The sequence below is a fragment of the Blautia sp. HA8986 genome, assembly GCF_056504635.1.
Map to the genome: position 1 here is coordinate 1,964,437 of NZ_JBWLUQ010000001.1, position 13,207 is coordinate 1,977,643.

At 43.7% G+C, this 13,207-nt stretch carries 15 protein-coding genes; 1 reads left to right on the forward strand and 14 read right to left on the reverse strand.

The window, feature by feature from the left end; genetic code table 11:
• Nucleotides 1-54: 54 nt before the first annotated feature.
• The 11 genes from AC04Q4_RS09250 to AC04Q4_RS09300 all read right to left on the reverse strand — a co-directional run bounded on the left by AC04Q4_RS09250 (nucleotide 55) and on the right by AC04Q4_RS09300 (nucleotide 8,851).
• Nucleotides 55-279: a DUF5348 domain-containing protein gene (locus tag AC04Q4_RS09250; protein WP_002584988.1), complete on the reverse strand. Its 225-nt coding sequence runs from the start codon at nucleotides 277-279 to the stop codon at nucleotides 55-57.
• Nucleotides 280-293: 14 nt separating this feature from the next.
• Nucleotides 294-1,199 (reverse strand): DUF6017 domain-containing protein, encoded by a 906-nt coding sequence (locus AC04Q4_RS09255; RefSeq protein WP_055057439.1) that lies wholly within the window; start codon nucleotides 1,197-1,199, stop codon nucleotides 294-296.
• A 210-nt stretch (nucleotides 1,200-1,409) separates the two neighbouring features.
• Nucleotides 1,410-1,772: a hypothetical protein gene (locus tag AC04Q4_RS09260; protein WP_002584990.1), complete on the reverse strand. Its 363-nt coding sequence runs from the start codon at nucleotides 1,770-1,772 to the stop codon at nucleotides 1,410-1,412.
• Between the two features lie 167 nt (nucleotides 1,773-1,939).
• Nucleotides 1,940-2,443 carry a response regulator gene (locus tag AC04Q4_RS09265; RefSeq protein ID WP_226840123.1) on the reverse strand — a complete coding sequence of 168 codons (504 nt, stop codon included), beginning with the start codon at nucleotides 2,441-2,443 and terminating at the stop codon, nucleotides 1,940-1,942.
• A gap of 30 nt (nucleotides 2,444-2,473) precedes the next feature.
• Nucleotides 2,474-2,902, reverse strand: coding sequence for a metal-dependent transcriptional regulator (locus AC04Q4_RS09270; RefSeq protein WP_055057440.1), 429 nt, complete (start codon nucleotides 2,900-2,902; stop codon nucleotides 2,474-2,476).
• 47 nt (nucleotides 2,903-2,949) lie between these two features.
• Nucleotides 2,950-3,636, reverse strand: a complete 687-nt coding sequence (locus AC04Q4_RS09275; RefSeq protein WP_015533393.1) for a DUF6619 domain-containing protein — start codon at nucleotides 3,634-3,636, stop codon at nucleotides 2,950-2,952.
• Nucleotides 3,637-3,658: 22 nt separating this feature from the next.
• Nucleotides 3,659-4,168, reverse strand: coding sequence for a hypothetical protein (locus AC04Q4_RS09280; protein ID WP_015533392.1), 510 nt, complete (start codon nucleotides 4,166-4,168; stop codon nucleotides 3,659-3,661).
• Entirely contained in the window at nucleotides 4,128-5,219 is a 1,092-nt protein-coding gene (locus tag AC04Q4_RS09285) for a sensor histidine kinase (protein WP_117628466.1), read from the reverse strand. The genes AC04Q4_RS09280 and AC04Q4_RS09285 overlap by 41 nt, the downstream gene beginning before the upstream one ends.
• Nucleotides 5,216-5,899, reverse strand: coding sequence for a response regulator transcription factor (locus AC04Q4_RS09290; RefSeq protein WP_025577041.1), 684 nt, complete (start codon nucleotides 5,897-5,899; stop codon nucleotides 5,216-5,218). Before AC04Q4_RS09290 ends, AC04Q4_RS09285 begins: the two co-directional genes overlap by 4 nt.
• Before the next feature lie 29 nt (nucleotides 5,900-5,928).
• Nucleotides 5,929-8,079, reverse strand: coding sequence for an ABC transporter permease (locus AC04Q4_RS09295; RefSeq protein WP_055057040.1), 2,151 nt, complete (start codon nucleotides 8,077-8,079; stop codon nucleotides 5,929-5,931).
• Nucleotides 8,069-8,851: an ABC transporter ATP-binding protein gene (locus AC04Q4_RS09300; RefSeq protein WP_055057039.1), complete on the reverse strand. Its 783-nt coding sequence runs from the start codon at nucleotides 8,849-8,851 to the stop codon at nucleotides 8,069-8,071. The genes AC04Q4_RS09295 and AC04Q4_RS09300 overlap by 11 nt, the downstream gene beginning before the upstream one ends.
• 588 nt (nucleotides 8,852-9,439) lie before the next feature.
• On the opposite strand from AC04Q4_RS09300, the gene AC04Q4_RS09305 reads away from it, so the two are divergent.
• The gene (locus AC04Q4_RS09305; RefSeq protein ID WP_005337966.1) at nucleotides 9,440-9,796 is read left to right on the forward strand and encodes a helix-turn-helix domain-containing protein; all 357 of its coding nucleotides are present in this window, start codon (nucleotides 9,440-9,442) and stop codon (nucleotides 9,794-9,796) included.
• Between the two features lie 289 nt (nucleotides 9,797-10,085).
• Here the strand turns inward: AC04Q4_RS09305 and AC04Q4_RS09310 are convergent, their stop codons facing one another.
• The 3 genes from AC04Q4_RS09310 to AC04Q4_RS09320 form a co-directional block, all read right to left on the reverse strand.
• On the reverse strand, nucleotides 10,086-10,622 hold the full coding sequence (locus tag AC04Q4_RS09310) for a DUF2812 domain-containing protein (protein ID WP_117628468.1): 537 nt from the start codon (nucleotides 10,620-10,622) through the stop codon (nucleotides 10,086-10,088).
• Nucleotides 10,619-10,936 (reverse strand): PadR family transcriptional regulator, encoded by a 318-nt coding sequence (locus tag AC04Q4_RS09315; RefSeq protein WP_117628469.1) that lies wholly within the window; start codon nucleotides 10,934-10,936, stop codon nucleotides 10,619-10,621. Before AC04Q4_RS09315 ends, AC04Q4_RS09310 begins: the two co-directional genes overlap by 4 nt.
• A 324-nt stretch (nucleotides 10,937-11,260) precedes the next feature.
• The gene (locus AC04Q4_RS09320) at nucleotides 11,261-13,192 is read right to left on the reverse strand and encodes a lysozyme family protein (protein ID WP_117628470.1); all 1,932 of its coding nucleotides are present in this window, start codon (nucleotides 13,190-13,192) and stop codon (nucleotides 11,261-11,263) included.
• Between the last annotated feature and the right edge of the window lie 15 nt (nucleotides 13,193-13,207).

The window sequence follows — 13,207 nt, forward strand, 5'->3', positions numbered from 1 at the left end:
CGGTAGTCTGATAATGTTAGGGTGGTACGCCGCTGCGGTAGCCGCCCATAGGCTTTAGATACGGACGCGCAAGCCGTTCAAATCCTCGGCGCGGATACCCACAAGGTACCATTCCTGCGCCGCGCTCATTTCAATACGGGTCGGCTTCCATTTGCCGCCTGTGAATACGTCGAAACACTCCCCGCAATGCAAGCCGCCGTAATAGTCGGCAATGTCAAAGCGAATGTCGTAGCGGTCGGTCTGTTCGTCAAAAATCAAAGCTCCTGTTTTCTGTGCCATGTGGTAATCCTCCTTTAGATTTTGCCTGTCGCCATATCGTGTGCGACAAGGGCGGTATAGTAGCTGTCAATGGTATTCGGCGCATTGAACAGCACCGCTTTAAGGTACTGTTTAATGTTGCGGATTTTGGTGGTATTCTCTTTCATGCAGTCAAAGACAAATTCAATGTGGCTGCTGTTGAGCTTCATAAACTTTGCCTTGACAAGCTCTGCCGGGTAATCGTCCCCGGCGATACGGATTGTCTTTCTCTTGCTGCATACCGTTTCAAGGATAATCGAAACAATTTCGTCTAAGCGGTCTTTGTCTACCTGCCCGTAGCGTACAAAATGGTCGTACTCGATATTGTCCTTGATGATTTCCTCATAAACGCTGTATGCGTCTGTCGCTTCCTTTCGTTTCCGTTCCGGCGGCGTAGCCGCTTCCCCGTCGTAAGGCAAGGGATTTAGGGAATGGATAGGAATGGAATCGGTACTTGATAAATCCGTATTTGATTTTTCTTTTTTTGGTAAGTCAGTCTTTTGTATATCTTTATTTAATTGCGTTGGATTTTCCAACGTAGGTTTTTCCTGCGTAGGTTTTTCCAACGTTGGATTATCCAATGTAGGTAAATCCGATACAGGCGAGGTCTGCGGCTGCTCAAAGATTACATAGTCTGTGCCGCGCAAGCGTCCTTTCTCGTCGCGCTCCCTTGAACGCACGATATACCCGGCGCGTTCCAGTTCCTTAATGGCTTCCCGGATAGCGTCGATTTTCTCCCGGTTGATAAAGGACAGCCCCGCAAGGGTGTAGTCCCAATCCTCCGGCAAGGACAGCATTTGCGATAACAGCCCTTTTGCCTTTAGGGATAGCTCCTTATTGCGTAAGTGGTGGTTGCTCATAACCGTATAGCCTTTGTTGCGCTCCACTCTGAAAACTGCCATAGCTTCATCACTCCTTTGCTGCATACCTGTTACGCAATAGAAACGCGATTTTGAGGGTTTAGGTATCAATCCCTTATCCGCTGAAAACCGCGCCCGCAAAGCCGCATAAATCAAGGGCTTTTTCCTGCCTACTGCGTAACAAAGGGCATGAAAAAAGCGGCGTTCCTGTTCTTCCTTGTGGGAAGTGAGAAACGCCGCCTGTGCGGTGCGTTATTCTGCTTCTTCGGCTATGAGGTCTTGTATGACTTCGCCAAAGTCTGCCGTAAAGGAAAAAATGAAGTATTCCAAAACGGCGGGGTCTGCGTCCATAGGCTCGGCTTCCTCGGAAAAGGGCAAGCCCATAAGCCCATAGAGCATTTTTATGATTTTGAACAGCTTTCCCCGGTCGGCGGGGGTGTTCATGGTAACAAGTACGTCGGTCAAGCGGTTTACGGTTTCCATGTCGCCGCCTGTCGTTACCCATACCATTTCTGCGAATGGCTGCGTGATTGCTCCGGTTACAAGGTTTACCTTATCCTTGCTGATTTCGCCGGACGGGAGTATAATACCCTTGTCTAAAAGTACGTTTTTCATGTCGTCCTCCTATAATCTGTGGTGCCAAAATGGTGCCCGGTCTTACAAAATCATCTTATGCGGAGATACGGCAAGATAAATGACAATACGCGGAAAACCTTGATTTTAAGCCATTTTTGCAAGGTTTTATAAACACTTGCGCGGGCTTATAAGAAGATTTCCGTCTATCAAATCAATAAAAAATTATATTCTTGTCGTGTTAAATGTAACGCTACATTATTCCAAAATACTTTATGTTTCTTATGATCCATTACAAGTTTTCCCTTATTAATCATCGTTTCGGATTGCTTTTGAGTTATTTTTTGTTTATTATTTCGTCGTGCCAATGAAAAAATCTGCAGATCTACTTCTTCTATAGTGCTATTTATATCCATTACACAATCTGCACCAGCGTATATTAATTCTTTTTTCCATGACATACACAATAAAGAGGAAGCATCCGTCAAAATAATAATTGGTATCTGCGTTATTTTTCTAATAGCAGATATAATATTACTTATGTTCTCTTTATAAAGGATCACTCCTATTATAAGCACATCATAAGAAAATAAACTCAAATTATGCAGTAAAATTTGTAGATTTTCTGCATAATCTGAGTTTACCTCATTGAATAGTTTTCGATATGATTGATTGTCAAAATATGCTAATATCTTGTATTTTGTGTCTTTCATATTTAATCTATTTTAGCAAAGCAACATTTTCTATTTCTTCACAGGAAAATTATCAAATGTATTGTCAATTTTTTGTGCAGCAATCCCTCTCATCGCATGCTCTTTCAGTTTTTGAAAACTTTCATCACTGACTGCATGTTCCATGCGACAAGCATCCACTTCTGCAGTTTGTGGATTAACTCCAACGGCTATAAGTTGATAAGTAAAAAAGCAATGGCGTTCGTAAATTTTTTCGGCCACATCCCGGCCAAGGTCGGTCAGGTGTATATAATGGTTTTCGTCTGTTGTCAAAAAACCGTCCTCTCGTAAAGTTCCTACTGCGTAACATACGCTGGGTTTTGAAACTTCCATGTACCGGGCAACATCCACGGAACGCACCATACCGAGTTTCTTTTGAAGTATAAGCACGGATTCTAGCTGCTGTACGACGGCTTTTTTTCTTTTGCCGTCGTGCGGCAGCTATTTCTGTTATACTAAGCTACTGTTTTCCACATTTCAGATTCACTTTAATGATTCATCTGAAACTCTTCAATCGATCCATAGTCAATTAGTTTGCTCTCGTCAAATGACTCTTGAAGTTTCTCTCCTTCTGCAAACAGGACATTTCCGCTTGAAGTCAGCGGCAACATACAGCTACTCGCTTTAAGACTTTGTGCCGGTTTATCCACAAGGATAATCAATGGATTTTTTGCTTCTATCGGCTCTGCTGCGCCCAACGCCACATGCACCGGAAATGCCAATAATGTCTCTCCATCATATTGATATAGTCCCACTCCATCAGGCAATACATTTCCATCAGCAGTCAATATAGGCATTTGAACATCTAAAAATTCCTGCATGCTATTTGCCAAACTGCCATATTCCACAGGTTTTAACTTGCTGGGATCACCAAAGCGATCTATCCATTGAGGGTTTGTCAGGATCAAATGGTCCCACCCCCCATCCTTTAGCTCTTTTGTAATTTCAATATTGCTGTCAACTACATATGAAAGCAGAAGATAATCTTCCTCAGAATGTAAAATGCTGGAGCCATCTGCGGTTAATTCATTGCTCTCACAAACTGTATCAATGTCTGTATATGCTATATACCAAATTTCACTCGTATTGTATTGATTAAGAGTGAGTGTATCTCCACACCCAGATAGACCCAATACAAGGATGCACACGAGTGTCATCACTATTTTTCTGCTCATTTACAAATCCCCTCAGTTTTCCTTACGTTCGAGAACATGATTTTCTTTTTTGAATACCCATCATGCCTAAAATCAGAATTGCACATACGACAATACTGCCGACAATGTACTGCCATCCAAAAAATGATAGATTAAGAATATAGCGTGCTGCCGGATTAGAAAAAATGTGTGTGAACGGCTCATTCGCTGCAATTCTGCTCATTACTCCGCTGACATCTGCCAGAGGTATTCCGTAAAGGGACGCACCCAAAAAATAAAGAACGAGTTTTTCTACAATGGACGGCAGTAAAATTCCTAACACACAACCTCCCACCCGATGTGCCGCTGGTGTCTTAAAAAGATAAAACGCTCCCGCAATGTAAGGTAGAACAGCTAAACATCCACCTAAAACAACTGGTGCCAAATGAAATCCGAAGATAACAAAGACAAGGCGCAAAAGTAAATATACGCCCAAGATAATCAGCCAACTTATAATCAGAGAAGCCGCAGGCTTATTTTTCTTTGGTGTTTGCGTACGAATCTGCTGTTGCATCATCAAACCTCCTGACTGGATATTGCACCTTGGGGAACATCAGAATAATGGTTGTTCCGCATGACAACTGTGATGTGATTTGTAAATCTATCGCTAAATCTTTTGCCATTTTCTGCACTAAATATAATCCCATACCTGTGGAGCGGCTTAAAAAGCTTCCTGCGTCCCCAGTGAAGCCCTTATCAAAAACAAACGGCAGATCAGACGCGGGTATACCTGTTCCGTTATCGCTGACGGATAGAGTAATCTGCCCGCTTTCTGGATTATCCGTTACTGAAAATTGAATAGTGGGGGCGGTGTCCTTCACAGCATACTTTACACTGTTGCTAATAATCTGTCCCAAAATGAACATAAAGCCTTTTTTGTTAGAAATTACGTTACAGTCGTTCCCGGAATATGTGACAGAAAATTGGGCTTCTTCAAGCAAGGATAAATTGTCCTCAACCGCTTCCCGACAAGTCTCTAAGATCAGAATTGGTTCAAAATAGCAATCTTTGTGAGCCGCCCCAAGACGTGAAAAGTACAAAATCTGTTCTACGTTCTGCCGCACATGGTCGCGTACATATAGCATACGAGTATGCACCAACGGTGACATCTCAACCTTTCGATTATCTAAAAGAAGCGTCATAAGGGACAGAGGTTTCTTGATTTCATGCACCCAATTTTCAATATAACTTTCGTAGTTGGCAACCTTTAACTGCTGTTCGTTCACATACCCCTCTTGCATTCTCAGATGATGGGCTAATTCATGGATATATGGGCGCATTGACGCGGGGGCACTTTCACACAACAGGTATTCGTTTGTGTCGTCCGGCTCTAACAGAAAGCGCCGAAAAGCGGCATCAATTTTACTGCGTTTATGAATTGAGATGACAAAGGGGATGACAAACGCGGCAAGTGATACAAATATCATTAGCCCCACAAGGCTCAAAAAATCCCCCGGATAAGCCACCCATGCCAGAAACGCAAAGAACAAATCCAAGCAGCCAAGAGTAATCAACCAAATACGATTGGACGATACATAGGTCAAGAGAGTATTAAATTTCTTCATACTTCCACCTGCTCTTTCAAACGGTAGCCTTGCCCGCGCACCGTTTCAATGCGATCATCAAGTCCAACTTCACGCAGCGTTTTCCGCAGTCGTGTAAAATTGACTTGCAGCGCATTTTCGTCTATAAACTCCGCTGTTCCCCAAAGCACATGAAACAGGTCGCTCTTTGATACAAGGTTCGGGCTGCTTTTCAAAAGGGTGAGAAGTATTTTCCCCTCATTCTGCGGAAGAACATAAGATTTCTTTCCTGCATAGAGCGTAAAAGTGTTTGGATCAAGCAGGAAGCCGCCCCCGTTAAGCAATCCCTGCTGCATCTGTTCTTCTTTGCGGCGCAAGAGGTTTTTAATGCGGGCAAGAAGCCGTTCCGTGTTGCATGGCTTTGTTAGGTAATCGTCCGCCCCTAATCCCAAAGCGTGAAGCTCGTCCTGTAATTTATCTCTTGCAGTTAATATCAGCACAGTCCCAAGCTGTTTGGCCTTTACCTCTTTGCAGATTTCAAAGCCGGAGTGAAAAGGAAGATTGATGTCGAGCAAAATCAAGTCCGGGGAAAGAGACATTATCTGTGATACGGCATTTTCAAAGTCAAGCAAAGGAACAGCGTCATATCCCGCTTTTTCCAACACATCAATCAATTCTTCCCGCATATATACATCATCTTCAACCACAATAATTTGCGCCAATATGAACACCTCCTTCCCGAATAAGCCCATTAAGCATTTGGCTTCCAATTTAATTTGCTGATTTCACGGTTTGCTGTCCGCGCAATAGCCACACCGTACAATGCAAGCATACAAACAACGACAAGCGCCATAACGAGCAGCATAGGATAAGACTGTTGCAGTTTTGCCATATTAGAGTATAGGTAATGCTGCATTGCGCAAATTCCGACTGTACCGCTGATACACGCAGGAAACAGCGGGAGCAGAAAATACCATAGCACCTGTTGGTTTATGGAACGCTTCATTTGTTCGCGTCGTGCGCCCAGAATAGAAAGTGTCGCATACCTTGCCTTTGTTTCTCGCATTTGGGTTAGGAATTGCAGGGCAAGTAGGGCGCAAGCGATAATTAGAAGCATAAAACCCATGTATAAGGTCGTGTAGCTGCCGGAAATGACATAAAATAGTTGCCGTCCGAAATTGTCCAAATAGCTTTCGCAGTACAGGCCAGAGGGCTTTAACAGGTCACGGGCTTCCATAATCGACACCATCAGGCCATCAGCTTCCACAGTTTCGCTCGGAATACAGAAATTGTGATAAACGGTAACGGTGCCTGGATTTACATATTCAGAATATACTTCATCGGAAACAATCAATGCGGTTATGATTTTTACGTTTTCATCCGCAGTCAAGCCTTTCATCGGCACAAACGGGATAAGCGTAATTGGCAGTCCGTCAATAGAAATCAAGACTTTACCATTAGCCCGTGCGTCCTCCGCAATCTGGTTCAACATGGTGGTGGTTTCTTCTTTTGTACTCCCCTGAAAATCCGGGTTAAGATAGAATACAGCTTCGTCGATTCCAAGAACGATAGTTTTTTCTCCAGCTGCTTCCAGCAATTCGTTATATGAAGATACGGGAATTAAAAATGGCGAAGCTCCCGTAGTATCAATACACCCTAAAAGGTTAAGCGCGGCTGGTTGATTGGGACTGAACTCATAGCTTGTAGCTCCTTGTGTGACGGGATCCTCTACTTCTGGCGGCAGATTCAAAACAACCTGTTCACGCAGCCCGGACCAATCTATAAAAGAGTTCGCTTTCACGGAAGCTGGGCGTTTCATTGTTCCTGTTTCCATGCGGCTCAAATCAGCCACATAGGGCTGCATTTGCTTACCCGAAAGGTATTTTTCAACAGTCGCTTCATTGCCCGTGACGGTAAAATCGTAAACAGAAGATCCCCGCGTCATTTGGTTCCCATACGACATAATGCGGGTTGATCCGTCCGCAATGAGCATGATAGTGAGCATAATCAAAATAGATGCAACACCGATTGAAATATACTTGTGGACTATATTTTCGTGTAACTGCCGCAGAGTGAAAATATATAGACCGTGTGTTGTGTTGCGTTTCACAGAAGCCGCCGCTGCGCTCAGCAAGCCTGCAAGCCCACGGATAAAAAGCATTGTTCCCACAATACCTAATATCACGGCAACAATTATCATCATACCGCCAGCAACCATGAAATACTTTAGGATTACCCAATATGCAAGCGTCAAAACTACCGCTCCGAGAATGAGGGAAAATAAGTTCCCACTCATTTTTCCAACTTGCTGTTTCTTCGCCATTTCTCCATAAAGGAGTTGGTGGATTTCTTTGTTGAATAGTTTTCCACAAAGGATGAACAACGCGACAACTTGAATCATTAGAAATCCAAGCGTTGTCAAGAGAACAGCGCTCACAGAAAAACTTGACTGATGTGCAATTATGCCGCGACCTACAAGCCGTGCCGTAGCAAGGCTGATTACCTCTGATAAAAAGCCGCCGCAGATCAGTCCGCCCAAAAGAGCCAGCAGTGATGTGATTAGCCCCTCTGCCATGATTTGAATAAACAAGTGTCGCTTTGTCATTCCAAACATCAGGTAAAGCCCTAATTCCCGGCTCCTACATTCAAGCTGATATTTGTTCGCAAAAATGACAAGGAAAAATACAAACAGCAGCGAAAAAAGATAAACCGTCGGCATTAGCATTGTCAGAAGTCGATTAACAGCGTCACTTTCGATTTCCTCCAAGAAGCGCATCACGTCCTGGCTTCCAAGGGAGAGGACGATATAAAATGTGGCTATAGCTGTAACCATAGTAAGAAAATAAATCAGGTTCTCACTACGGTTTCGTTTGGAGTTTCGCCACGCAAGGTTAAAGAACATTTGCACTCCCTCCTCCCATCTGTGCCATTACCTGTAAGATACGCGCATAAAATTCCTCCCGTGTTTCAGTCGGAATTTTCCGGCGCAGCTCATGGAAAATCACACCGTCCTGTATGAATAGGATTCTGGAACAAAAACTTGCAGCGTTCGGGTCGTGTGTTACCATCAAAATTGTGCGTCCGCGACCGTGATTGATCTCGCACAGTTTTTCCATAAGCAACCGCGCTGCCTTTGTATCCAATGCCCCAGTTGGCTCATCTGCCAAAATAATATCGGGGTCGGAAATCAAACTGCGGGCGGCAGCGACGCGCTGTTTTTGACCACCTGACATCTGCACCGGAAATTTGGAGAGCACATCCGTGATTCCAAAAAGTCCTGCAATGTCATTCAACTTCTTCTCCGCAGCAGATATATCTACATTATGGATAGAAAGCGGCAGCAGGATATTTTCTCTGCCAGTCAAGTTGTCAAGCAAAGCAAAATCCTGAAACAGATAGCCTATTTTATTGCCCCGATACTCAGCCAGTTTTTCGCTATCAAAGGAACTCACATTTGCGCCGGAAAGCAGGACTTGCCCGGAGGTCGGTTTAATAACCGTAGCAATGCAATTTAGTAGGGTCGTTTTTCCTGATCCGCTTGCGCCCATGATCCCCAAAAATTCGCCATCAAGAACATCAAAGGTAATGCCATTAAGAGCTTTTGTAGGAACACCCTCTTTCGTATATACCTTGTGTATATCTCGGACTTCCAAAAGTTTTTCTTTGCAATTCATATTATCACCTTTTGCCTTTTCGCTTTTTGATTAGTTGTTGATTATATTTTACTGCATGGCAGGAAGATAAACCACTTACAGTTGATGTAAGGTTTCTATGCTAAATGCTAAAGGGCGGCGATGTGACGTTTGTGCCAGATCGCCGCTGCTTTTCTTTATATTTATTCTATCCGATGTGCTTGCCCGCTTCAAGGTAATAGTTATGAATTATTTTGGCTATCAAGTGGAACTATATAAACATATCCGAAAGAAACAAATTTTCTTGATAAAGATCATGTTTCTTCACTCAAAGATAGCTTTACAAAATACACATCTAAGGCTACTACAATAGGTAGGGCGCAAGGTCTTATGCAGAAGCACTTTGAGACCTTGCGCCCTCTGTTATTCTACCCTAAAAATACTTTGCCAGCTGCTTCAGACCACGCCGGATGCTGTCACGGATACAGGTAAGTTTGCATCCTTCATTACTCTTTAATGGAATTTGTATTCTCAGTTTTATAATCGGTATAATCAAGCCCATTAACCGGCATAATAAGGTCATTCCATCACATAAACCGGAACGATACGATATTATTGAGGTGAACGATTATGCCGATTGATGATTTAACTGCTTTAGGGCAAAAAATGCGGGAAGCCCGAAAGAATAAAGAACTGACACAACAGGAACTTTCTGATCTGAGCCATGTTTCTGTAAAGCAAATCGCCAATATCGAAAAAGGGAAAATGAATCCTTCCTATTTGATTTTGAGAGCATTGGCAAAGGTCCTGCACATCTCTTTAGATACACTTATAAATCCAGATGTTTCTCTGGAGGATGAGGGTGTCAATCAGATGAAAATGCTTTATTCCAGCTGTCCGCCAGAAATGCGTGACACCCTGCTGCATCACACCCAGGAAACGGTGAAAGAACTGACAGAGTTGTCCGAAAAATTTGAAACGAATTGAGCCAGTGAGTGAAATTTAACGATTCTCTCACTGGTTCTTTTCATTTCATATAAATTTAATCAAATAAGAAAGTTAACTTATACATATCAAATTTAGGTTACAAAAGGGACAAAGCTGATTTTTTACATCTACTGTCCCTTTTACATTTCCGTTATTATCTATTCATACTATATATCGTAAATAATTCCAGGTGGTAACAAAAAATTTAAAATTCTTTTAAAGTCAGAAAAGAAGTTCCCTACTCATTTAGACAATGAACTCTTTACGTTGATGAGTTGTCAACTGTATACTATTTTTTTACTTTTTTCCAAAATACAAAATATTTTACAGCAAACTGTAGAAAAGTAATAACATATACAACTAACATTACCCTAAAAAATACTGGTATCCAGCCTGGTTCACTGGGATCTGTTACAATAGTATCAATCAGGATACAAAGAATCATCAATATTAACGGAATTACTCTTCCACGAAAAATCCGATTCATCATATCCAGACGGGAGATGTCGTCACAGAATATTTCCTCTTTCTGTTGCATCTTGTCTGCTGGTTTCCTGAAATAATTGTATCCATCAAATTCTGTCAGGTATTCCCATCCGCAATCTTCAAACATTCGTATATATTCACTCTGATGTTTGATTCCTTCTTTATTGTAATCTAGCTGGTAAATTACCTTCTCAGGCTCACATCTCTCAAATGTATATAGTCCAGGAAATGTTACGCTCTTGAATTTCCAACCTTCCAAGTGCCTTTTGCTCAGGTAATTTTCTTCTTTTTCGTACTCCATAATACTAAACCAGCGAATTTCTTTTTTGAGTTTCTTCATTGCGTTACCTCCTGTGCATTACGATACAATCTGCGGATTCTTTTTAGCTCAAGCTCCAGAACTTCCGTACCGAGTTCTGTGATCTCATAAATTTTCCTTTTATCTTCTTCCCTGATAAAATGGATTAGGCCATCTTTTTCCATTTTTGAAAGACTTCCATACATGGTTCCAGGACCAAGTACCACTTCATTTTCTGTCAGTTCTCTTACTTTTTGTACAATCCCGTATCCATGATTTGGAGTACGAAGACATAACAATATGTAAAAACTTGTCTCCGTCATGGGAACGTAAACCTTTTTTATATGTGCATCCATAAACCTTTCCTTTCAGTGCGATATATCGTACTTCGATACTTGCATTATATCGCACTGTGATATATTTATCAATACAGTAATACAGTTATCATAAAAAAACCAGAAAATCAGTGTGTCCATTACTGATCTCTGATTTTTTATTTACAGATAATATATCACATGCTCTCTAATAGTGTCCTACAGAAGCATAAACTGATACAGCGTATTTTTATGGTTCTTTAAATAATCTTTGCATAAGAATCCATACTTGCATCGACTTTCATTATCAACTTACACATATCAAATTTCTTTTCATAGGTTATAACTTATATTCTATTTTAATTTTCAAAGTATACCATATCCCATGATCGTTCCGTTATTGATATCATAGCTTCTCTGGTTCACGGCATTACTGGAGTTTCCTTCCACGGTGTATACGGTACTGCCTTCGGTTTTCTCCACGATTCCCACATGGTCTGAGGTTCCGTCCCCGTTCCAGTCAAAAAAGATCAGGGTTCCGGGTGCTGGGGAATATCCCCGGCTTTTCCACTTTCCCTTGCTCTGGAACCATGCGATTCCATCATCGCACAGGGAGAATTTTGGCATCTTGCCGCTCTTGATGAGTCCTGCCTGATCCCCACACCAGCTGGCAAAGCAGGCACACCATGCCACATGGCTGTCAAAGCCATACCACGACCAGAACTTCTGGCCTCCCTCATTTCCAAGCTGGGTAAGTGCCACCGATACGATCTGGCCGTTGCCTCCAAACAGGCCGGCAAACAATCCGCCGCTGGAATAATACCGCAGGACATGTGGGACGTACTCTGGGTCGCCATAGGCACTCCATCCATGCGAAGCCGCCTGCTCGTTGGAAAACTGCAGGGCATTTTCGGCACTGTAACCGCCATACTTCCGTATCGCCCACGTTATGTATCCGTTGCCGTAGTTATATCCTTGCAGGGACAGTTTCAGCTTATCCATATCCTGTGGACTGGTGCATCCGGCTTCCTTCAGGCAGTCTGCATAATACTGGATTCCTACCTGTATGGAGTAATCTGCGTCCTGGATGGCATTGGGACTGTTGGAGTACCTGGTGTTGTATGGGCACTCACTGCTCTGCATGGGATCGGTTCCCCGGCCGCCGGATTCCTGCATCATGATCGCCTGTATCACGGAAACGTATTCGGGGATTCCGTACTGGTTGGCATATTTCTGGATAGCTGTTGTATAGGAAAGGACTTCCTGACTCAATGCTTCGTTGCTCTCTGAGCTTCCTGAAAATGCCGCACCGCCAATGATTCCGACCATGATAACCAATAAAAGAACGATAACTGCTCCGGCGGCTCCCAGTGCAGCCATCATGGACTGCACGGTTTTCGCTGCCGCTTCCACGGCGGCTTTGGCTGCCTTGAAGGTATTCTGCCCTGCCCTTGCCGTTTTCTGCATCCGGCGGACGTTGTTGGACGTCTGCATGGCAGCTTTCTTCGCCGCCTGCTTCGCTGCCCTTCGTTCCATCTGCTTCTGCATCCGGGCTGTCAGGGCGTTGGAGCTGGCCGCACGGAGCTTCTGCTCTGGCTGGACGCTGATCTTCGCAGACTGGGGAGCCGTCTTGATGATACGCTTCTGTATGGTTTTCGGCTCCGGCTGTTTCCTTGGTTTTTCTTTAATCCGAATGGTTTCCGGCTGTTTCTGTCGGATGGCGGTCTGCCTTACTGTATCTTTTGCTTCCTTCTTCCGGCTCTGTTCTCGGATGGAGAGCTGCTTCATTTCTGCTATTTCCTGTCTGTTCTGGATTCTTGGTGTCTCCCTGGCAGCCCGGATCTTCTGCTCTTTCGTTTTGACGGCATCTGAAACCACCTTTTGCCGCTGGGCTTCCTGGATCTGTACCTCCCGGATCTGTGCTTCCTGAGCTTCCCGGCTGGCAGGATTGGCGGTCTGTGTGTCCCCTGTTCCTCTGGCGGTTTCTTTCTCCGCTTCTTTTTTGCCAGCGGCTCTCTGTTTGATCTTCTCGTAGGAAGTCTGTGCGGCTGTCTTTCCGGCTCTGGTTACAGTTCTGCCTGTCTTTCTTGCAGCCCATTCCTCTGCGGATGTGACTTTCCCACTGGCATATTCGGATGGGGACTGTTCTCCCATGTCATTGTCCCTGGCATTTGCGATGGTCTGGGATTTTTCCTTGCTCTCCAGTATGGCCGTCCGCATCAGCTCCTTGGGGATTCTGGAGGCAGGATTTTTGGTCTTTGGTTTTGTTGTAACTTCTTTGGTTTTGATATCCTTCATCTCTCACCTCCAGTC